This window comes from Paenibacillus germinis (genome assembly GCF_013141785.1).
Classification (GTDB): domain Bacteria; phylum Bacillota; class Bacilli; order Paenibacillales; family NBRC-103111; genus Paenibacillus_E; species Paenibacillus_E phytorum.
In genome coordinates this window covers 40,709-63,558 of sequence record NZ_WHOC01000047.1, presented here as the reverse complement: position 1 = coordinate 63,558, position 22,850 = coordinate 40,709, and the positions used below count along the sequence as shown (strand labels likewise).

Here is a 22,850-nt window from a genome sequence, read left to right as displayed (position 1 = left end):
CTTTATGACGGTGATTCAGCGAGGTGTTGTGTCGCATATTATGCAGCTAACTACCAGGGAAGTTGTTATTGAATCTATATAGAAGCGAGGAGATGTGCCGCAGATTCATTAATGTAGTCATGCACTACAGGAATGTGATGAGGTAGAGACCCAGCTAAGTAAGGTTCAAGGCAAAAGTACCATCAATCCTATCACCGTCGAAAAGGACCCTGAAAGGGGTCTTTTTTTTTGAGGAACAAAACACCCATTGCTTTTTGGGATTAAATAAATATAATGGTTATTAAAGGAATACGAATAAGGCAACGACGAGAAAGAGTAGTTGGACCCCGTTCTTTGGGCAGAGAGCTCCGGTAGCTGAGAAGGAGTAAAGAAACGTCTGACGAACATGGTATCAGAGCCGTGCATCGAACCCTCATGGGAGGAAGTAGGCCGCACCGGGCGCACCCGTTAACGTGCCAGGGTATAATCACCTTATTTGGTGACGTACCTGTAGAGGCCGGTAACCGTGAGGGATCGGTAAATTTAGGTGGAATCACGTGAGCTATAGCTTTCGTCCTTTTTGAGGACGGGGCTTTTTTTGTTTTCAAAACTTATTTGTTCAAAAGGGAGGAATTGGAAATGAGCATCTTTATTGGTGGCGCTTGGCCATATGCAAACGGATCACTTCATTTAGGTCGAGTAGCAAGCTTACTGCCTGGTGACGTAATCGCTCGTTATTTTCGGTTAAAGGGAGAAGAAGTCCTATATGTTTCAGGGAGTGATTGTCATGGAACGCCTATTTCGATTCAAGCTAACAATGAAGGTGTTTCCCCTAAAGTAATTGCCGATCGGTACCATAATGAATTTTTAGAATGTTTCCGTAAAATTGGATTTTCTTATGACCTATATACTCGGACGGACAATCCATTCCACTACGAAGTTGTACAAGAGCTTTTTGTTCAACTGCTGGATCATGGTATCCTGTATAAAAAAGCAGTTGAACAAACCTATTGTGACGGTTGTGAACGCTTTTTGCCAGACCGCTATGTGGAGGGGAACTGTCCTCATTGCGGAAGTGCGGCACGTGGTGATCAATGCGATTCCTGTTCGGCATTATTGGATCCTTTGGAACTTCATAATCGTTCATGTAAAGTATGCAACGGGACGCCATCATCACGGTTTTCAGATCATTATTTCTTGGCACTATCGAAATTTCAGCATGAGCTAGAAGCCTTTGTTGATCAGGCGGAAGGTTGGAGAGAGAACGCCACCCAGCTAACCAAGCGTTATTTGGCAGAAGGGCTGCAGGATCGAGCTGCTACCCGGGATCTTGATTGGGGCGTAGATGTTCCCTTAGAAGGATTTGAAGGAAAAAAAATTTACGTCTGGGTGGAGGCTGTAAGTGGGTACCTTTCTGCAAGTAAGCAGTGGGCAAATCAATGTGGTGAATCATGGGTAAAGTTTTGGACGAAAGAGGGGGTAAAATCGTACTATATCCATGGTAAGGATAATATTCCTTTTCATACGTTAATATGGCCTGCTATTCTACTTGGTATAGGGGGTCTACACCTACCAGATCAAATCGTTTCTAGCGAGTTCCTTACTTTAGAAGGAAAGAAATTTTCAACAAGTCGAAACTGGGCAGTATGGGTGCCCTATATTTTAGAGAAGTATGAAGCGGATTCTGTGCGTTATTTTTTAATTGCAAATGGACCTGAAAATCGCGATACAGATTTTTCCTGGAGAGAGTTTATATACAGTCATAATGGGGAGTTACTTGGAGCGTTCGGGAATTTTGTGAATCGAAGTTTGGTATTTATAGAGAAATTTTATGAGGGCAAAATTCCTTTTGGTGCAATAGATTTAAAAATGAAACGACAAATTGAAGAGCTGTATTACCATTGTGGAGACCTTATCGAACAAGGTAGGCTGAAAGAAGCGTTGGAGAGCATATTTTCTTTTATTCGAAGCTGTAATAAATATTTTGATGAACAAAAACCGTGGATACAGATAAAAGAAAATGTGGACTCTTGTAGCAATACTCTATTTACTTGTGGTCAAGTTATTGCGAATTTGTCAACACTGTTGGAACCGTTTGTACCCTTTTCTTGTAAGAAGATTCGAGGTTTTCTAGGCTTAGTAGAGCCCTCCTGGGGTTATGTTGAGATTCCAGCTAGTAGAGAACTTACACAAGTTGAAGTATTGTTCCAAAGGATTGACGTCAGCCGGATAGAAGAGGAGGTCCTGCGACTAAAAAGCCATTGAAAAGAAAAGAAGGAGGGTTTCTATGGGGTCCCGTGTAGTAGTTGTAGAATACGATCCTAGTTGGGTTCAGTTGTTTGAATAGTTGCGAGACTTCGTACTCCCGGTATTAAGCGACCTAGAAGTCAGGATAGAACACGTCGGGAGCACATCCGTAGCGTCATATCCATTTTAGAGATTACTTGAGAAGTCATCCAGAGGACGCTAAAATGTACGGCGATTTGAAGATGGAGCTTGCGCTTCGATTCCACAATGATCGTTTGGCATACTCTAATGTTAAGAGTGATTTCGTAAAAGGGATATTGAAATAAAAATTCAGTCAGCTGGGATTTTCGGGTATTCTGACCGTGCAAATACATTATGCCTGCACACGGCTTGATCAGACTTAGAAGGAGAAATGAGATAGGTTCAAAAGTCCCTATCCCATTTGGAAAATATTTGCTAAAATTGATCAAGTGAATCGCAAGATGAATATCTTTAGCGTTCTTTAGGATCTTTGATCATTTGAGCTCTCAGAGGGAGCAGCAAGGCAAGCACTTGAACAATATCCCTTCCAGTTACTCTTAATTCAATCAGAGAATCGGCCAAATGGCCTAATACATCATCGAAATGCTCAGAAGTAATATTCAGGTGTTCATGAGATTGCGTCAAGCTTTTTCCTGTGTAGTAATTCGGACCACCGGATGCAAAAGAGAGGAATATCGTTTGATGCTCCATAAGTTTTGTAAAATCAACATGTTGGAAGTAATGTGACACTCTCGAATCATCTTTAATTTTGTCATAGAAAAGTTTAACTGCCGACTGAATACCATTTTTTCCTCCAAGACGCTCATACAATGATAGGTTCTGTTCGTTCCTGTTCTCCATAGCCTGCCCCCTTGTTATAATTTCCTTATTTATCCATTGTAAGAAAATCTCCTACCTTAAGGCAAGTGAAATTTCATCTTGAATCCAAGGAGTGTATGTTCAGAAAAGGAGAATACCATGCAGCCGATTCAAGTTTTCGTGTGCGACGATGATCCGTTATTTCGTGAACTAATCGTCGATTATTTATCACGTGAGCCCGACCTGTTTATATCCGGATCTGCCGCTTATAAATACCAACTGTTAAAAGCTATTGAAGAAATACCTATTGATATATTGCTGCTAGATATCAATTTAACGGGAAACAATTATGATGGACTTGAAGCGGCCATTGAATTACAATCAACAGAACCTAACCTGAAGATAATCGTTCTCTCCTCACTGGACGAGGAGGAGGTCATGACTCATGCCATCGCATACGGACGTGTTAGCAATTATATTACTAAGGCACATTACCGAGATATCCCAGATGCCATTCGTGGCGTTGCGGAAGGTAAGGGAAACCTGCATCACTCTTCTGCCGGCAAATTAATGAGACGGGTGGCTTCTTCCTATGAAGAGGAGCTTAAAAGAAAATTAACCCCGCTCCAAAAGGAGATTTTACGCTATCTTCAACAAGGCAAAAGCAGCAGCGAAATTGCGGAGCTCTTGTTCTACAACGAACAGTCCATCAACAACGAATTATGCAAAATTACCAAGCTAATCAAAGGTAAGTTCCCCTATTTGGAGTGGCTTAGAATCAAAAAACACAATCGCCAACACCTCTTGGAAATGACGATTCAGCTGCGGTTGTTGGAATAAAGAAATAAATCGGACGTTGGAAACGTCCGATTTACTTCTTTAAACAAAGCCTGGAGGATCGGGCTGCGGATTGAAGGCATGTAAGGCAAAAGGGGCAGATGTGATTCCCGGGGGATCGGGCTGTGGATTAAATGATGGCGAAAGCATGACCCCTGCAGCAGCAACTAGTAAGGAACACAGAAAAGTTATTTTTTTCATCGGGTTAACCTACAGGCTGAACGATGACTGTATAATAGCCCCATAAGCCGGTACTATTCGTGATTTTCACAGTTACTGTCGTTTTGGCCCCGTCAGCGCTGAACAAGATTTTAGATCCGAAATTTGTAATTTGTACATGTACAGATTGGCTCAACACACCTGTGATTTCTATGGATTGCACATCATACATAAATTTTGTCGGCAAATTCAGTTCAACAGGACCACTACCACCTGGGTGCAGATACACCGTACCCAAGTTATGGATGTAAAAGGGTGGCAACTGGCGGATCACCGTGGTTTGCGGAGTTGTGGACAAGAACTCATTTGGCGAAGAAGTTTGGGCACTCGCCGCCACTGGTAAAGCCAAGATAGCAGAAGCTACAGCACCTAGTAAACCTAATTTGATTGTCTTTTTCATTATAAAAAGCCTCCTGTTTTTTCCCTCTAGGGGGTTATTTGCTACAAAATCATCATAAGCCATTTCCAAAGGGGGAAATATACTCGGAAATCAGAGTATAAAGGGAGTCAGGAATTCACCATCCCTTAGCGAACAAGTTGGTCTTGTGGAAAACTGTTTGAGACGGAATCGTCAATTAGGTAGTTGACAGGTGGGAATACAATGATCTTTTCAGCCATTATTGATCTTTTACTTGCCGTTTTGCTTTATTTTTATGGACGAAAACAGGAAGCGACGAAGTGGTTGGTATTATTTTTGATTTTCGCAGGTGTGGGAAGCCTTTCCGAAGTAGTTGTTGAACCTGTATGGCGCAGCCTTTTTTTCTTTATTCTCCAAACTTGTACCCCTTACGGTTTCCTCATGTTCTCGATCGTATATTCCGTAACCACGACTCGCCGAGTCAAAAATACGCTCGCTTGCGCACTTTTACTTCCGATTATCATTACACTCCTTATTACCCCGATGAAGCAAAGTATTCAGTTAGATTTTGTCATTTTGTTTTACTGGTCGGTTCCCTATTACCTGGTTGGATGTTTATTGGTTATTTATTCTTATAGCAAGGAAACAAATTTGGTAAGAAAAAGAAATCGTCTTATTACAGTCTTTTTTGTTGTCCCTCCTGTAGTCGTTATTGTTGTGTTAAATCATATGGAAAGAGCGATTCGTACATTTGACGGGTATCGGTACATCAGTATGTTCGTATGGATGGCTTTTGTTGTTTTTATTGTATCCGCGATCCGATTCGGAGTACTTGGCGTAAGAATTAAATTTGAAAAGCAATTACATGATCAGACGATTATAGGGATTGTATCTGGTGCGGCAATGCTTAATCATGCAATGAAAAACCACATTACCAACATTGATCTGCTGACGGGCCGTCTGAAGGAAAACTTACAATTCCGACTGCATGAACAAACGGAGCAAGACATTGCGAATATCCAAGCGGAGACGAGACAAATGATGTTCATGGTAAATCGGATCAAGAAGCATATCGAAGATATAGAGATTGTAGAAGGTCCAATCAACTTGTCCGATATTGTGGCTCAGGCGATTCATTCCAATCGCTATTTGCTTGACGATAAAGGGATTACACTTGTTACAGACTATCCACCTTCTTACCATTTGATGTGCGATAAGCTTCACATGCAAGAAGTATTCGTTAACTTGATTCGTAATGCGATCGATGCTGTGGATTCGGAAAACGGGACGATTGAAATCAAAATTCATGAGAGCAAAAAAGAAATTTTGATCGAGTTCTCCAACAATGGAAAGGGAATAGATAAGGCGACTGTCGCCCAGCTGTTCGAGCCGTTCTTTACCACTAAACATCAGGAGAATAATTTCGGGCTGGGTCTGACTTATTGTTATCTGATCCTGCAGAAGCATGGAGGAAGTATTGGAGTAGTAAGCGAACAGACCGGCACGACTTTCACCATTCATTTGCCGAAAAGTCGCAAAATATTACGTAGTAACAGCTTAGATCAAGGTCAAAGAGATCAAAAACATTCTTTATAAAAGTCCGAAGTGGAGTGACCACTAGGACTTTTTTTATTTGTTTATAAACCGTCAACCATTTATGAGCTGTCAATCATCACTTTTTCGAGTATATTTCCGCGAGTGGTATTCGATTACGATAAGGATCGAACCAACCAAATGAGGGAGGAATACAATAATGAATGTGAATGGAAAGTTACACGAAATCACGAATATACCACTATTTATCTCGAGCTACTCAGCGAATCCCGCGCATCCGAACCCGGCATCTTTCAAACCTATGGCCGAGGCTCAGATATATCTGGGAACCGACTTTCCCGCGGGCTTTACAAATAGTTTTATACCGGGATTTTCCTTTCAAGCGAAAACCGATGCAACCGGCGCATTCACCATATTCGTACCGGATGGATTCCCTAATACGATCAAGGCTTTCTTATTGGCAACGCATATGATCATGAAAGTGCTCCCGCCATTAAACGTTCCCATTTTTGCGCCAGTATACCGATCAGAAACGTTCCAATTCAGTCAAATCAATTCGAAAGTACAAGATATTTATGTGATTCGAACGGATGGAACGACGCAGCAAAGCTTCTCTCAAGCACAGATTAACGAAATGACTGCCAACATACGGCAACAAATGCATCTGGATAGTCTTTCCGCATTTATTAACGACGGGCTTATCGGCATCACGGGTCAAGACCAAGGAGCAACACTCAAAGCTGACCTATTTCTAAGTCCGTTTACAGGACCAGATCTGAATAGTTTTATCAGCGAAAAGGTCGATAATATCGATATCGATCTGCCCGGACCTGATTTTATCGTCGGACTCTTTGTAAGCAAGGATGAAATAGCGAAGCAATTCCGACAAGGAATTCATAATATGATGCCTTCGTTGAACAAACAAATTATAGACAGAGTTCAAAAGGATTTCGGCATGTTGATCACTCAACTTGAAAAGAATACAAACAGCAAAGTGACTCTGACGTTCGAAAAACTGCGGTTCCCTGTAGTAGAAACCAAAATCTTCGGTCCATTCACCATAAAAACTCGTGCTATTGTACCGGATCTTTTCGTTGGCCTATCTCGAAAACTGTTCAGTTAGAATTTTATTAGATTAAATTCAAAAGAAGCGTACACTCTTGATGGAGAGTGCGCTTTTTTTGCTCGCAAATGATATTCTTAAGTTATGTTAATTTTAGATCAAGATTTTAGAGGGGAGTATTTCCTTGACTCTACAACAATTAAAGTATGTTATTGAGGTTGCAAATCGAGGTTCCATTAATGAAGCCGCCAAGCGGTTGTTTATTTCTCAGCCTAGTCTTTCAAATGCGATTAAGGACTTAGAAGAAGAAATGCAGCTTGCGATTTTCGAAAGATCTAATAAAGGGATCTCGCTTTCAAAGGAGGGTATTGAATTCTTAAGCTACGCACGACAAGTAGTTGAGCAGGCGGAATTATTGGAAAGCCGCTATCTCAATGCTAAGCCCTCCCCGCAGCATTTTTCGGTTTCCACTCAGCATTACGCTTTCGCGGTGAATGCATTTGTGAGTCTAGTCCGGGAGTATGGCCAAGATGAATATGAGTTAGCTTTGAGAGAGACCAAAACTTATGAAATTATTGAAGATGTCAAAAATTTACGCAGCGAGATCGGCATCCTATATTTGAATGAGTTTAATGGGAAAGTCATCAACAAGCTGCTCAAAAGCGCGAATTTGCAATTCAACAGCTTATTAACAGCTAAGCCGCATATTTTCATCAGTAGTAAGAACCCGTTGGCAAAGCAATCGATCGTAACTATTGACCAGCTTCAGAATTATCCGTATCTGTCCTTTGATCAAGGGGAGTATAATTCTTTTCATTTTTCCGAAGAGATTCTCAGCACGATGTCACATAAGAAAAGCATTCGTGTTAATGATAGGGCGACGCTATTCAATTTATTGATTGGATTGAACGGATATACCATATCGACAGGAGTATTAAGTGCTGATTTGAATGGAAATGAAATTATCCCCGTACCGTTGGATTGTGAGGAAACTATCAATGTCGGTTGGATTTCTCATAGAAATGCTACACTATCCAAGTTAGGTGCGGCATACATACAAGCACTCATGCAAGCGATATCCCAATAAAATCTTGCTATAGTCATTAGCTATGACTAGATATAGTTTATTCCAGTTACACTATATCCACCAATCCGTGATATCTTTCTTGTAACAAATTGTAGAGGAGTTTTACAGATGGTGAAAAGCAGTGTGTTGGGATATCCGCGTATTGGTGCGGATCGAGAATGGAAGAAAGCGCTCGAAGCTTACTGGTCAGGCAAGCTCGAAGAATCGGAGTTTCACCGTCAGCTGCAGGAGATCCGTTTGAATCATTTGCGTAAGCAGCAGGAGAAAGGCATCGACTTCATCGCGGTCAACGATTTCAGCTATTACGATCATATCCTTGATACATCCACGATGTTCGGAATTATTCCGAAACGCTTTCCGTATGAGGGCGGCACGGTACCATTATCGGTTTATTACGGTATTGCCCGTGGGACGAAGGATGCAACGGCTAGCGAAATGACCAAATGGTTTAATACCAACTATCATTATATAGTACCAGAACTGGGCGAGGCATCGCCGGTGCTTACCGAAAATAGACCTCTTAAGGCTTATCGGGAGGCTAAGGAAAAGCTCGGTATCGAGGGCAAGCCGGTTATCGTTGGACCACTGACATTCTTGAAGCTGTCAAAAGGATACTGTATTTCGGATACCGACGACTGGCTGGGACGTTTGCTTCCGCTCTATGTGCAGATGCTTCAGGAGCTTGCGAGAGAAGGGGTTCAATGGGTACAGATAGACGAACCGATACTCGTAACGAAGTTAAGTGCAGAGGACGTACAGCGATTAAAGACAATTTATGAGACGTTTGCCGCCTCAGTGCCGAACCTGAACATCATGCTGCAAACTTATTTTGAATCGGTAGAGAACTACAGTGATATTGTCGCGCTGCCCGTCAATGGAATAGGTTTGGATTTCGTGCATGGTTTATCCGGCAATTTGTCGTCGATTAAAGCGCTAGGGTTTCCTGTGGACAAGGTTTTAGGTGCAGGGGTTATTGACGGTCGTGGTATCTGGAAGGCGCCACTGCGCGAGAAATTGGTACTCGTAGAAGAACTCGCTGAAATCGTAACGGCTGAGCGACTCATCGTTCAGACGTCGTGTAGTTTACTTCATGTTCCGGTATCGGTAAATCATGAGACGAAGCTTGGAGCTGAACTGAAGGATGCTTTAGCATTTGCAGATGAGAAGCTGGACGAGATTGTACTTCTGGCGAAAGCAGTCTCTCGAGGTACCGCCGCAATCGCAAGCGAACTAGAAAAACGCGATCTTGCTTTACAGGCGATCAAGCTGTCAGGTGAGCGCAACCGTAGCGACATTCAGCATGCTGTCTTTGCCATCAGTGCTCAAAGTCCAGTGCGCAGTCGACCTTTTTCTGAGCGTCATATTGCTCAACAGAAGAAGTGGCAATTGCCGATTTTTCCGACGACGACAATTGGCAGCTTTCCACAATCCTCAGAGGTTCGCAAGGCTCGTCAACAGTGGCGCAAGGGTGAATGGAACAATGAGCAGTATGCTAACTTCATCCGAGAACAGATCGATATCTGGATCAAGCTTCAGGAGGAGATCGGATTGGATGTTCTCGTGCATGGCGAATTTGAGCGAACCGACATGGTTGAGTTCTTTGGTGAGAAGCTCGCGGGCTTCGCGTTCACACAGAACGGATGGGTACAGTCGTACGGTTCTCGCTGTGTTAAACCGCCAATTATATTTGGAGATGTAGCGTTCAAAGAAGTGATGACCGTCGAAGAAACAAAGTATGCTCAGACGCGGACCAAACGCCCAGTTAAAGGGATGCTGACTGGCCCGATTACGATAATGAATTGGTCGTTCGTTCGCGAGGACATCTCGCGTGAACAAATTGCCTACCAATTGGCCTACGCGCTTAGACAAGAGGTGGAAGCGCTTGAACAGGCAGGAATTGGCATGATTCAAGTCGACGAGCCTGCGGTTCGTGAAGGGCTGCCGCTCAAGGAGGATGACCAAGCGAAGTATCTGTCATGGGCTGTCAATGCATTCCGCATGGCCACCTGCACGGTACAAGATACGACGCAAATTCACACCCATATGTGCTATTGTGAGTTCCATGACATGATCCATTCGATCGAAGCGATGGATGCTGATGTAATTTCGATCGAGACATCTCGCAGTCATGGTGAACTGATTCATAGTTTCGAATTGAACACATACAAACTTGGCATAGGATTAGGCGTTTACGATATCCACAGTCCTCGTATTCCGCGTGTGGAGGAAATGACCAGTATGATCGAACGCGCCTTGCGTGTGCTGGATCCGAAGTTATTCTGGATCAATCCGGACTGCGGTCTTAAAACTCGTGGAGTCGAAGAAACAGTCGATTCCTTGCGCAACATGGTTGAAGCGACGCAGAACGCCCGTGCGAAGCATGCCCAAGAACCTATATTCAATAATCGCTAAACAAAACATTTCTGTAAGGACTAAGATTTGGACTTCGGACTTCGTTAAAAGGAATGCATAGGTCGTAAAAAAAGAATCGGACAGCGGCAGTTTAAAACTGCTCGCTATCCGATTCTTTTGGCATAGATTTACTCTTTTTTGGACAATCCATAAGCTTCGCGAATAAGTGTGAAATACTGATCGGCGTTTACGATCTTATATTGATCACCAAGTGATTCAGCGATGGCCTGAATATCATGTGGTCTCATCCCCCAGGCGTTAACCCCGACTGAAAGGAATAACGGCGAATTACCATCCCATCCTTTCTTGGCCTCGGCTAGGATATTGATTCCGTCCTGAGCCGTTCCAATTCCTGGCATCATCGATACGGGAAGCGTACCATTCATGATTTCGATGCCGAATTGATCTCCTACAAGCAGAATGCCGGGAACTTTATAATTGTGCTCGTATGCGGCTGCTTCGGATGAGCTTATTGGTATGTCTTTGGTGATATCCCGGTTTATCACCATCGGAATGGTCATACCAGTCTGTTTGAGATATCGGTAGTTATCCCTCAGGAAATCCGGGAGGGTTTCTTCCGGCCATGGATGTGGGTTGAAATAACCAGCACCGGACGGTCCGGCGATCAGCAGGTCATTCTCTGTCGCAGTTTTCCGGTAATAATTAAGAACCATTGGAGCGGCATCGTAGAGTAATGGACTGGAAGTCCAGTTAATGGGTACTTTGCCGCGCGCAGGATCTTCCCATAGGATCTCGCGCATATGGTTCAAATCGTATTGCAAATTGTCTCCTTCACCGAAAGTGAAAGTCACATAGATTTTGTTTTCCAGCTTGAGCGGATTGGGCTTGATCTTAGGGGCTGCTTCCACCTTTGTTCCCGAGAAGACGGTCATGTTGTGGAACCAATCAGCTGCCAATACAAAGACGCTATGCCTGGAGAGTAGGTCGACGGAGGCGGCTTCGCCTTCGAAGTCATTGCTGAACCAGCCCAGATAAGGTGTCCCCGGCTCGAGATCGGACAGAATCTTCTCTAAGAGTGCACGCTGATCCGGCACATCCGTCGAAAGCCAGAAAACCATCGCTTTGTTCGCGACTGCATAGTCGCGCAAATATCCGTAAGGCTCTTTCTGCTCGGACGAGAGAGGGCGAATGTTGCCGACCGAAACTTTGTATTGATTCCACATCTCTACAGAGATCGTTAACAGTTTTGTGCCAGCAGAAGGTTTAAATTCATACATGAAATAACTTCCATTATCAGCGAAGCGGTGGTCAGCACCAGGTAAATACTTGGAATTTTGCCTATCATACAAGTACAATTCTTCTTCAGGTGTGCCGGCATCAAATTGAGCGATGACCTTTCCATCTGCCTTTACGGTGATGGCATGAACGGCCGGTCCCCAACCGTCCTGCGTGAAAGAGTCATCGAAACGAACATATATCGCCTCATTCCCTAAATACGATGAAAGGTCGTATTCATACGTTCCTCGATTACTGGCATCCCGTATTTGCCTTTTCTCTTCTGCGATCGTCATGAAGGATTCGGGTAGACCGGGAGGGAGCGAGATCGATGTGTCCGGACTTAGCCCAATCAACATCCGGTGGGTCGTTTGATTCCATAAGTGTTCGTACTGCCAGGTGTATGCGTCAATTTTATTTTTGAATTTGCCCCGGAAATCTTCAATCACTTTCAATTTGTAGGGAGCTGCAGTTAGTTTGCCTGCCAGTTCAGGGCTGACGACAACAGCATTCTTCAGTCCCGCCAACGTGGTCGCGACGTTGATGGAATCCGGAGTTTTCGGATCGTAGATGATGATTCCTTTTACTTCATTTTTATACAAATCGAAGACATCCATGCTGTTATCGTGGAGCTTATACGGTATTGTCATTTCGTTATACCAAGGGTCCACTTTGTTCTGAATCAGATAGATACGCGGGCGCTCTCGATTCACAATGCCCTGAAGAGTAGTCATCAGCAGTTTGACGTCTCCAGGTGCATTAGAGACATTGACAACGTCCAAATGCTTGGGTTGATTAAACGTTGGAAGCGCTTGATTTTTTGGCCATTTAATCCCATCAGGAGTTACACCATCAGCCTGAGCCGCAGAAATGCTGAAAGGCAGCATTGTCACACATAGTATTACCATGCATAAAATTCTTAATTTCCCTATCAATCTGCTCACCTCATTTAGAAATTTTAAATACAACGAAGCTGTCTTTGTTTCGACGTATCCTCCTTCATCGAAGAGTAGCGTGCATTGTAATGTCATAGCATATCTGTATGAATATATTTAACATAATGTATATGATACTTCAAGCGTTTCGATAAACAATCTTATGAATTTACAAAATAATAGCGTATTCTACACGACTAAACCACAGTTATGACATATTTCGCGGTTGAAGGAGTCTGTTTAATGGCTGTGAGTAAACATTATTTGATATATCATATAATACAGATCAATGTTTTTATTCTGAAAAAGGATAAAGAAATATGAAGAATTATCGTTTCGGCCATGATAAATTCACAATGGAAAATAAAGGATACTCAGTTGAGTTCCCCGAATTAATATTATTTGGTTTTACGATTTGAAGGCTCATACATTTCAAGAAAGAAAGTTGGTCATACGAATGAAAAACCGGATTATTATTACATTAATAGTGACAGTGAGTACAGCCATAGGGATATGGCTAATTTCTGTTTTGGGGCTATTCCCTTTTGATCAAGTAAAAGATTCCCCCGTTACAAAAGCTTCACCCAACCCAAGCACACCAGTAATTATTAATGAAACACAGATTAAGAAGGGGACTGAGAAAACGGTTAAAGAGTTAGTTGAGCAATATCGCAATTTAAAAGTCATCGATTCCCACAATCATGATGCATCTGATTCAAAGTATCAAAATATGCTGGAAGTTTGGAAGCGTAATGCCGTCAATCAAGTTGTTCTCTTTGGAGATGTATCAGAGCCAAGCGCAGTAATGACCGACCAGATGTCTTGGATGGCTTATAAAGATAACCCTGATGTAATTATTCCTTACTTTTCAGGCTTCGATATGCATGATAAATCGAGTCTCGATGTAGTGACACATAACCTGGAACAAGGATATTTTGGTTTAGGTGAAATTGCAGCTGCTTCTTTGTATTCACCTGTGGTATCAAAAGTGGCTTGGAAGGGGGATAGCCCAATGGACGGTTATTTACCGGACATATACGAAATATGTGCAAAATACAAAGTCCCCATTCTGTTGCATATTGACCCACCAAACGGAATGGTTATAGATAAGTTAGAAGAGTCGCTTGACAAACATCCAAACACAATAATCATTTTCGCACACGCCAACGCGTTTAATTCACCGGAAAATATCAGAAAACTACTCGAAAAGCACCCAAATTTGTACGCGGATTTTTATGCGGGTTTCACCGCTCTTAATCCAGCTAGTACCAATAAGTTGGAGGATTTCGTACCTGTGATGAAGCAGTTTCCTGATCAATTTATGTTGAGTACGGACTCTGGATTTGATATTGGTGAAGAGGCTGCAATTGGTGCGATGTATCAGTTATTAGATAAGCTTGACGACCCTAAATTGGCACGAAAAATTGCACATGATAACCTAGACACCATTATTCGTAACCAACCAGCTACAGAGACTCAGATTGCGGAAATCCGTAAGAAATCCAAAGAAACTGGACAAAGTTATGAATGGAGTCATCTATCTAAGGTAGAGGCCGGACAAATTCTTTGGAGTAAATAAAGATATCGATTTTCTGTTATTATGTAGTAAATAGTTATTTCTGAGGTGTTTATCTATGAAAACGATTGGGCTAATAGGTGGAATGAGTTGGGAGTCGTCCTTGCTTTATTACCAAATCATCAATCAACGTATAAAGGAAAAATTAGGCGGGCACCATTCCGCAAAAAGTCTTATGTATTCGGTGGATTTTCATGAGATCAAGACTCTTCAACATGAAGGGAAATGGGATGAAGCCACCAAAATCATGATTGATTCCGCACAAAAACTCGAATCTGGTGGTTCAGATTTCATTGTCATATGCACGAATACGATGCACAAGATGGCAAAAGAAGTAGAAGAATCGGTTTCAATACCATTACTGCATATAGCTGATGCAACGGCAAATGAAATTGTTAAAAGTGGAATTAAAAAAGTCGCTTTACTCGGAACTGCTTTTACGATGGAACAAGATTTTTACAAGGGTAGGCTTATTGAAAAATTTGGTCTTGATGTTATCGTTCCAAATGAAGCCGCAAGGAAGATTGTACATGATATCATTTATCAGGAACTTTGTCTCGGAATTATTAATGAAAATTCTAAACAATCCTACTTAGATATAATTAATCGTCTTGTCCAAGATGGGGTAGAAGCCGTTATCCTTGGCTGCACAGAAATCACCTTATTAATATCTCAACTGGATTGTAGGGTTCCTATATTCGATACAACGAAAATCCATGCTGAATATGCAGTTGATTTTGCTTTGAAAGATAAATAGACAGTACGTAAAGGAGCTGATCTACTTAATGAAGGTTACTGTTTTAGGTTGTGGAAGATGGGGATCTTTTTTGGCTTGGTATGCAAATAAAATAGGACATGATGTCACTTTATGGGGAAGAGAAGAATCGAAAAATTATCAAAGATTAGTTCATAGTAGAACAAATGAATATTTACAATTACCCCAAAACATACATTTGACGGATAGAATAGCTGAAGCAATTGAGTTTGCCGAAATCATTTTTATCGCTATTAGTGCCCAGGAACTTAGAGGTTTTGCAAAGCAGTTAAATACCATGGAAATTACAAATAAGATATTTGTTTTATGCATGAAAGGACTTGAATTGGAGTCTGGAGAAAGACTCTCACAAGTTTTTATGGAAGAAATAAAATCACCTGTAAATTTAGCAATTTGGGTTGGACCTGGGCATGTTCAAGATTTTGTTAAAGACATTCCAAACTGTATGGTTATTGATTCAGATCACATGAACATAACTAAATTGCTTGTAGACAGCTTCGGAAGTGAGATTATAAGATTTTATTATGGGCAAGATTTGCTAGGCAATGAGATAGGTGCTGCAGCGAAAAATGTAATTGGAATCGCAGCAGGTATGTTGGATGGATTAGGTTATACAAGTTTGAAAGGAGCCTTGATGGCTAGAGGAACAAAAGAAATTGCGAGATTAGTCAAGGCAATGGGAGGTAACGAATTAACCATTTACGGTTTAGGACATCTTGGTGATTACGAAGCAACGGTTTTCTCTACTCATAGTCATAATCGACGTTTTGGTGAAGCGTTTGTAAAAAATGAACCATTCGAGAAATTAGCGGAAGGAGCAGCAACCGTCAAAGCATTATTGCAATTATCCACTAACTATGATGAGGAGCTACCCATCTGTCAGGCTGTTCATTCCGTACTCTTTGAAGGTAATGATCCAAAAGAACAACTAATAAGATTATTTATGAGGCCCGTGAAGTTTGAAGGTATTTAATTAACTAGCATAATTATAAAGACACAAATTAGAGAAGATGATATCCTTATTTAGGTAGACTTTTGTCGAATTGGCCCGAATGGCGGTTCGAAAGTCAATTGATATTAGGGAGATGCAGCCGTGGACACAAGACAATGGATGTCGGTAACGCTTTTTCTCGCAACGGCGCTGATGGTGTTCGTCTCTTTCTTGTCTTACCGGAAACGCCATCTGCCTGTTGCCAAAACGATGGTTCTGATCATGCTGGCAGCGGCTTGTTATTCGCTTGGCTACGCGTTTGAGGTGTTGAGCCGTAGCCTGAACGATGTGAAGCTGTCGCTTCAAATCGAGTACTTGGGCATTCCATTCGTTACTACACTCTGGCTTTTTCAGGTCATCCAATTTACGGGGACGGCGTCTAGCTACCGCAAGCGTCTCGCCCTATTACTGTTCGTTGTCCCAGCAGCGGTATTTTTTCTCCATTTGACCAACGATTGGCATCACCTGATCTATGAGCGTTATATTCTAAATGAGAGCAATTCGGTTCCTTTGTACACGACGGTCAAGGGGCCTTGGTATAAGGTGCACACCATCTATAATTATTCCGTACTTCTGTGCGGAATGTTGCTGTTTATCCCCATGTATTGGCGGGCTTTACCGATCGTGCGAAAGCAAATCGTCGTCCTCCTTTTGGGCGCAGTCGCGCCCATGGTGTTCAATTTGTTCTTTTGGTCCGGATTGGACGTTGATTTGACGCCGTTCGGATTCGCCGTATCGGGTATTGCCTACGTGTGGGGGATTCTGCGGTTTAATTTACTTCGCTTAACGCCTCTTGCGATGGCTAAAGTATTCGAAACGATCCGAGATGGAGTCGTCCTGTTTGATTATGAGGACCAAATCGTTAGTTACAACAGAGCAGCTGAAATGGTCCTTCCTGAACTCGGCTTACCGAAACGATACCCCGTCGATATGGAGGTGGTTTTGTCGGAAAGTCCAGAACTTCTTGAACGTATTCGTGCCGCAAGTAATGGGGACGAACGCTTCCCGTTTCACAGATTCCAAGCGAACCGTAACAAGCATTACAACTGCAGTTTGTCACTGATTTATGATTCGGGCAGTGTCTTAATCGGCAAGATTCTGATGTTCAATGATATTACAGAGATGAAGGAGAGCGAAGCCAGGTTGCGTGAGAACGCCCGGCAACTGTCTGAGCTAAATGCGTTCAAGGATAAGCTTTTCACCGTCGTGGCGCACGACATTCGAGATCCGATCGCACTCCTCGTGAGTTTGACCGAGCTGCTGGGCGATGAACTGACTGCCGCCGACTTTGAGCATGCCGAATTGGTGAGGGAGCTTAAAGGACAAGTGCAAAGCACGTTCCATCTCATCGAAAATTTATTGGATTGGTATCGCAGCCAGAAAGGGAAAGTGGTGTTTCGTCCGTTAGGCTGGAATTTGCAGCAGGTCGTCCGTCAGGCTTTATTGCTTTCAGGCACGAAAGCTGGCATGAAGCAAATTCGGATGACTGAGCGGATCAATGAGAAGTTCACGGTTAGAGCCGATAAAGAGATGCTGGATCTAATTCTGCGAAATTTGCTTTCGAACGCGATTAAGTTTACTGGAATTGGCGGGGTTATTGAGATCGGAGCCGTTCTGGAAGGCGATCAGATCATCGTGTCTGTAAGCGACAATGGTGCGGGAATCGACGATCAGACATCGGAACTACTGCGTCTAGAGGAGCCGTTCTTAAAGGTAATGGTTAACGGGGACAATTCGGAGGATATGAGATTCGGACTGGCGCTGATCCGTGAATTTGTTCGGATCCATGGTGGCAGCCTTTGGTTCGAGAGCGAGCCAGGGGTCGGGACGACCTTCTCATTCACCTTACCCGGCTCGCCTGATGTGCGGGAAGAGTTCGACGACGGAGGAATGGAGGAAGAAGTTTATGAAAGTGATTTTGGTGGACGATGAGCCGACGATGCATTTGATTCTGCGTAAAATGCTAGTTAAGCTGCCAGGGGTTCACGTGGCTGGCGCTTTTACGGATACGAAGTCCGCAGCCTCCTTTCTAAGTGAGAACACCGACATCGGACTGGCTTTCGTTGATATCTCCATGCCGGGCGGGAGTGGAATAGAGTTCGCCGCCAAGATGGAAGCGTTGGCTTCTCCACTGCAGATCGTCTTTGTCACTTCGCACAAAGAATTTGCCTTGAAAGCATACGAACTATCTGTGGTGGATTACCTGGTCAAACCCGTTTCCCAGGAACGGCTTCAGCGGACGGTAAATCGTGCACTGGCGAGCCAGCGGGGCATCCATTCACCGTCGCTGTCTGCTTCCGTTTCCGAAAATTCTGGTAGGATCGTCCTAACGATGCTGGGTGATGTCGTCGTGAGTAACGATGCGGGCCGTGTCAAGTGGATCTCAAGGAAATGTGCGGAGCTGTTCGCGTACTTGCTGTTTTATCGTGGCAAACGAATTCCCCGTTCCAGGCTGGTTATGGATATTTTCGGAGGCATGCACCAGACCAATGCGGAGAATTACTTAAATACGACCGTCTATCAATTGCGAAAGTCTTTGGAACCGCTTGGCATGCGCGAGGTCATACGATCGGAGAACGATGGCTATGCGCTTGAATTAAAGGATTCCGTTATTGATTACGTGGAATTCGAAAAGCAAGTGGAGGAGATGCCATCCATAGACGTCGGAAATGTGGAGAGAGCGCTGCACATCGAGCGATTGTATACGGGCGATCTGTTCGGGGACAAGGCATATGTGTGGGCCATTCACGAAATGGTGCGCTATGCGGAATTGTACACATCTTTCGTAAAACGGCTTGCCATAGTGCTTATTTCGTTACGGGATACGACTTCCGCGTCGAAGCTGCTGCTCAAGCTGAACGAGCGCAATCATCTGGACGAATCAGTTATACGCCTTCTTATGACGATACGCGAGATGACCGGGGATAAAAAAGGTTTGACGGCTCTGTATACTGATTATGTACGGCTTCTCAGCAGGGAGCTTGGCATTCGTCCGTCCGAGGAACTGATACATCTATATGATATGTTGATAAGCCGATTAACCAACAAAAAATAAATATGAAGATTGAAGCCCACTTTTTCTGTCAAGACTAGATAGCATGACTTTTATAAAGCAGATGAGTGGTGAAAATGAAAGATATTACTTTTAAGGCTATGGCCGTCACAAATGAAATTGATCTGAACAAAATCGCCATCCACTGCGGCATACCCAAAAAATACACATGGGAACAGCCTCTAATCCTAAGAGGCGATATACTTAAATCGATCCTTAAAAAAGATATTGACGCCTTTCAACAAGTGTTGGTGTTTTCTTTTGGCAGTGTAGTTTTTGTGAATCACACACACAAGGATGAGATCACTGGCTTTTTGAAATTCATCCAATCCTTTGAGCCAGATATTGAGCTCCAACCTGCTGATAGATACACGGACGATTATAGCCTTCACATCGAAGAAATCGATAGCATGGAGTTAACTGACAAGTATGTAGTGGTAGCTGAGTATGAGTCCTTTTACCCTGAATTAATCTCTACTGTTCTTGCCAAATCGGTAGCTCTTGAGAAGATCGAGGAACAGCTAGGGAAAATTCATGATAGCCTAGAAATTATGATTGAAAGACTTGAAAAAGGAAATCTTCGTGTTGGCAACAAAGAATTGGCACGAACGACCGCGAAAATCGTACGTCACGAGTACAACACCCTTGCCTACATCATGATCTTGGATAAACCTGATTTGACTTGGACCAACAGTACAGCTAGCCAATTTTACGATGGGATGATGGTTTTTTTTGAATTGAACGATCGATTTAAAATACTGAAAAGCAAAACGGATATTTTGTATCATATCTTGGAAGGGTTTTCAAATATCAGTCATTCCATCCGTGGGCTATTCGTCGAATGGATTGTTGTGATACTTATTGTTATTGAGGTTGTATTAACGATATTACAAATCATAGGTTGGATTCCCTCGCATTAGAAAGATGAATGAGGACAGCATCGGCTTAACAAAAAAGCACAATGAACCAGGAGAAAATAGTTCCTGATCCATTGTGTTTTTTTGCCTAACTCCAATCTTATAAATTAAAGCTGGAGAAAGTCATCTCGGTACTGCTCAAAGTCGGATACTCGGCACTCTAACTTAAGACGGGTACCATTCGGCTCATAGTTCGTTGAATGAACATGGGCATGTTCATTGAAATAGGCCACTAATCGGCCTTGTTCATAAGGAATCACGATTTCACATTGCATGTAATTCTGGAAAACACGTTCACGAATCAGTTGAGTGAGCTCCTCGATTCCGCGCTTCTGCTGGGCAGAGAGGTAGACGAAATCATCTTTTAACAGAGGGTAAGGATGTTCAGTCAAGTCGGATTTGTTATAAGCAAAAATCATCGGAATTTGATCCGCGCCCAGTTCCTTCAGCGTTTCATTTGTAACGTTAATGTGCTGTTCGTATTCCGGGTTTGCAATGTCTACGACGTGAATCAGCAAATCGGCTTCTGCGACTTCTTCCAACGTGGATCGGAAAGCTTTAACCAAATGGTGGGGAAGCTGGCTTACGAATCCTACCGTGTCAGTTAACAAGAATGATTTACGGTCGGGCAAGTTAACGCTTCGAACGGATGTCTCCAATGTGGCGAACAACATGTCTTTGACAAAGACATGCTTATGCGCCTGCGGATTATACAACTCGATCATGGCGTTCATTAAGCTTGATTTGCCTGCGTTCGTATAGCCGACCAAACAAATAACAGGGACCTCGTTCTTACGGCGCTGCTTTCGTTGCGTTTGACGACGGGCTACGAGTTTCTCCAGTTCGGATTGCAAAGCCGTGATTCGGTCTTCGATTTTACGGCGGTCGAGTTCAAGCTTGGTTTCACCAGATCCTCGGTTTTTAAGACCAGCCCCACCTCCTTGCCGACCTAACGATTCACGAAGTCCTACAAGTCTGGGAAGCATGTATTGGAGTCGAGCAACCTCTACTTGGAGCTGGGCTTCCGTAGTTTGAGCGCGTTCCGCAAAAATGTCTAAAATTAGGATCGTCCTGTCAATGACTTTGCATGCAAGAGATGATTCCAGGTTTCGAATCTGAGAAGGGGACAGCTCATCGTTACAAATGACGACGGATGCGTTCCGCTCAGTAATTAGCTGCGACAATTCTTGGATTTTACCCGTTCCGATGTAATGGGAGGGAACCACACGGGTGACTTTCTGGCTTAGCTCACCTACCACCTCAATGTGGCATGCTGCGGCCAGGTTCTTCAGTTCTTCCATCGAGTATGCAAAATTAGGGTGGTTCAAAACATGGACCCCGACGATAATCGCTTTCTCTTTCAGTTGTTCCATCGTTCATCATCCTTTCAAGTTAAGGAGTAAAAAAGAAACAACACAAGCATGGTGCTTGTGTTGTCTGTAGTTGAGGACAATGACTATCATATCGGACGAAAGAAAACAACCACGATTTGGTCGATAAGGATATTTCACCTTACTTCAAGCCGCGTTGTTTGATCACCGATAGAAGTATCAATTCAGGGTTATAAATGGACAAACTTATCCTGAGTCCTCTGTACACAGACAGAATCTTGAGCGCTATTCAATTAGCCGCGCAAAGATCTAACTCGGATAAAATGTACCACACGTAACCCCTCCGTTTCCTTAAAGTACTTTAAGAGTATCACAATGAAGAGCGTCCTTGCCTCTGTAAGAATAAGTATAATCATTTTTTACCTAGCTGAAGTAGATTGTAGGCCTTTTGGGTCTTGCTGCTAGTGGGTATAGACAGGATTGTTTCATTTAAATAAAATTTTCAATAAAGATTTTCACTGTTTGATGATAAAATCTAGATACCGTTATTCAAAAAAACAATATCCATAACATTTGGCAAAGTAAGAAAATAAGTTCAAGTTGGGAGTTTGGCTAAATATGAAACAGAATAAATATGATGATCTCGGATTCTTCGGAAAATACAGTGAGATGCCTCGCTCGGTTGGTGGACTAAATGCTGCTGGGGAGTGGCCCGTACTCCGTACAATGCTTCCCGCGCTGCGAGATAAAAGAGTTCTTGACCTTGGATGCGGCTTTGGTTGGCATTGTAAATACGCACGAGAACAGCAAGCCCGTTCAGTGGTTGGTGTAGATCTCTCTGAGAAAATGTTAGCTTATGCCAGAGAAAATAACAACGATTCTGCGATTGAGTATCGAAGGCTTGCGATTGAAGACATCAACTTTGCAGCAGGGGAATTTGACGTTGTGATAAGCTCGCTTGCCCTTCATTATGTGGAGCACTTTGAAATCGTTTGTAGTAAAATACATCATTGTCTTGTATCAGGAGGTACTTTTGTCCTTTCGGTTGAACATCCGGTCTTTACCGCACTCGCTGCACAAGACTGGTACTATGGTTCTGAGGGTGAGCGATTGCACTGGCCTGTTGATGACTACCAGAAAGAAGGACTACGGCAGGCGAGATTTCTGGACAATGATGTCGTCAAATATCATCGAACTATCGCTACCTATGTGAATGCGTTAATTGACTCAGGATTTAGTGTTATGAAACTTTCCGAACCTCAACCAACACAAGAAACATTGGACAAGTATCCAGAAATGAAAGACGAAACCCGTCGTCCCATTTTCCTCTTGATCGCAGCGGTCAAGAATTAAACATTTCAGTAGTATTACTACTATGATGGAAAACGATAGCATCATAACAACAGGCTGCCAGCATCTTTGGCAGCCTGTTGAGTTATAG

Annotated in this window: 18 protein-coding genes; 14 read left to right on the top strand and 4 right to left on the bottom strand. The window is 43.0% G+C overall.

The genetic code is table 11. The features are described 5' to 3' along the window. The first annotated feature begins 594 nt into the window (after window positions 1-594). Window positions 595-2,244, top strand: coding sequence for a methionine--tRNA ligase (gene metG / locus GC102_RS09910; protein WP_281367645.1), 1,650 nt, complete (start codon window positions 595-597; stop codon window positions 2,242-2,244). A gap of 206 nt (window positions 2,245-2,450) precedes the next feature. Next, on the top strand, window positions 2,451-2,552 hold the full coding sequence (locus GC102_RS39055) for a hypothetical protein (protein WP_246320836.1): 102 nt from the start codon (window positions 2,451-2,453) through the stop codon (window positions 2,550-2,552). Window positions 2,553-2,718: 166 nt separating this feature from the next. Here GC102_RS39055 and GC102_RS09900 read toward each other — a convergent pair whose 3' ends face one another. After that, on the bottom strand, window positions 2,719-3,108 hold the full coding sequence (locus GC102_RS09900) for a group I truncated hemoglobin (protein ID WP_171689363.1): 390 nt from the start codon (window positions 3,106-3,108) through the stop codon (window positions 2,719-2,721). Window positions 3,109-3,225: 117 nt separating this feature from the next. On the opposite strand from GC102_RS09900, the gene GC102_RS09895 reads away from it, so the two are divergent. Next, on the top strand, window positions 3,226-3,906 hold the full coding sequence (locus tag GC102_RS09895) for a response regulator transcription factor (protein ID WP_171689362.1): 681 nt from the start codon (window positions 3,226-3,228) through the stop codon (window positions 3,904-3,906). A gap of 202 nt (window positions 3,907-4,108) precedes the next feature. Here the strand turns inward: GC102_RS09895 and GC102_RS09890 are convergent, their stop codons facing one another. Then, window positions 4,109-4,522: a hypothetical protein gene (locus GC102_RS09890; RefSeq protein WP_171689361.1), complete on the bottom strand. Its 414-nt coding sequence runs from the start codon at window positions 4,520-4,522 to the stop codon at window positions 4,109-4,111. Between the two features lie 201 nt (window positions 4,523-4,723). Between GC102_RS09890 and GC102_RS09885 the strand changes: the two genes are divergently transcribed. The 4 genes from GC102_RS09885 to metE all read left to right on the top strand — a co-directional run bounded on the left by GC102_RS09885 (window position 4,724) and on the right by metE (window position 10,596). Continuing rightward, window positions 4,724-6,076 carry a sensor histidine kinase gene (locus GC102_RS09885; RefSeq protein ID WP_171689360.1) on the top strand — a complete coding sequence of 451 codons (1,353 nt, stop codon included), beginning with the start codon at window positions 4,724-4,726 and terminating at the stop codon, window positions 6,074-6,076. Window positions 6,077-6,233: 157 nt separating this feature from the next. Next, a complete protein-coding gene (locus tag GC102_RS09880) occupies window positions 6,234-7,157 on the top strand; it encodes a hypothetical protein (RefSeq protein ID WP_171689359.1) in 924 nt (307 codons plus the stop codon). Between the two features lie 124 nt (window positions 7,158-7,281). Further along, a complete protein-coding gene (locus GC102_RS09875; RefSeq protein ID WP_171689358.1) occupies window positions 7,282-8,184 on the top strand; it encodes a LysR family transcriptional regulator in 903 nt (300 codons plus the stop codon). Window positions 8,185-8,292: 108 nt separating this feature from the next. Then, complete coding sequence (gene metE / locus GC102_RS09870; RefSeq protein WP_171689357.1) at window positions 8,293-10,596, top strand: 5-methyltetrahydropteroyltriglutamate--homocysteine S-methyltransferase; 2,304 nt, start codon at window positions 8,293-8,295, stop codon at window positions 10,594-10,596. 128 nt (window positions 10,597-10,724) lie between these two features. Here metE and GC102_RS09865 read toward each other — a convergent pair whose 3' ends face one another. Continuing rightward, on the bottom strand, window positions 10,725-12,740 hold the full coding sequence (locus tag GC102_RS09865; protein ID WP_171689356.1) for a GxGYxYP domain-containing protein: 2,016 nt from the start codon (window positions 12,738-12,740) through the stop codon (window positions 10,725-10,727). 484 nt (window positions 12,741-13,224) lie between these two features. On the opposite strand from GC102_RS09865, the gene GC102_RS09860 reads away from it, so the two are divergent. From GC102_RS09860 to GC102_RS09835, 6 genes are all read left to right on the top strand, one after another. Then, complete coding sequence (locus GC102_RS09860) at window positions 13,225-14,346, top strand: amidohydrolase family protein (RefSeq protein WP_171689355.1); 1,122 nt, start codon at window positions 13,225-13,227, stop codon at window positions 14,344-14,346. A gap of 55 nt (window positions 14,347-14,401) precedes the next feature. Further along, entirely contained in the window at window positions 14,402-15,100 is a 699-nt protein-coding gene (locus tag GC102_RS09855; protein ID WP_171689354.1) for an aspartate/glutamate racemase family protein, read from the top strand. Window positions 15,101-15,128: 28 nt separating this feature from the next. Continuing rightward, window positions 15,129-16,091, top strand: coding sequence for an NAD(P)H-dependent glycerol-3-phosphate dehydrogenase (locus GC102_RS09850; RefSeq protein WP_171689353.1), 963 nt, complete (start codon window positions 15,129-15,131; stop codon window positions 16,089-16,091). A gap of 120 nt (window positions 16,092-16,211) precedes the next feature. Then, window positions 16,212-18,041, top strand: a complete 1,830-nt coding sequence (locus GC102_RS09845) for a sensor histidine kinase (RefSeq protein ID WP_171689352.1) — start codon at window positions 16,212-16,214, stop codon at window positions 18,039-18,041. Continuing rightward, entirely contained in the window at window positions 18,016-19,164 is a 1,149-nt protein-coding gene (locus tag GC102_RS09840) for a response regulator (RefSeq protein ID WP_171689351.1), read from the top strand. The genes GC102_RS09845 and GC102_RS09840 overlap by 26 nt, the downstream gene beginning before the upstream one ends. A 74-nt stretch (window positions 19,165-19,238) precedes the next feature. Then, window positions 19,239-20,081 carry an RMD1 family protein gene (locus tag GC102_RS09835; RefSeq protein WP_171689350.1) on the top strand — a complete coding sequence of 281 codons (843 nt, stop codon included), beginning with the start codon at window positions 19,239-19,241 and terminating at the stop codon, window positions 20,079-20,081. A gap of 104 nt (window positions 20,082-20,185) precedes the next feature. Here GC102_RS09835 and hflX read toward each other — a convergent pair whose 3' ends face one another. Further along, window positions 20,186-21,451: a GTPase HflX gene (hflX, locus tag GC102_RS09830; protein ID WP_171689349.1), complete on the bottom strand. Its 1,266-nt coding sequence runs from the start codon at window positions 21,449-21,451 to the stop codon at window positions 20,186-20,188. A 576-nt stretch (window positions 21,452-22,027) separates the two neighbouring features. Here hflX and GC102_RS09825 point away from each other — a divergent pair. Beyond that, on the top strand, window positions 22,028-22,762 hold the full coding sequence (locus GC102_RS09825; RefSeq protein ID WP_171689348.1) for a class I SAM-dependent methyltransferase: 735 nt from the start codon (window positions 22,028-22,030) through the stop codon (window positions 22,760-22,762). Window positions 22,763-22,850: the final 88 nt, after the last annotated feature.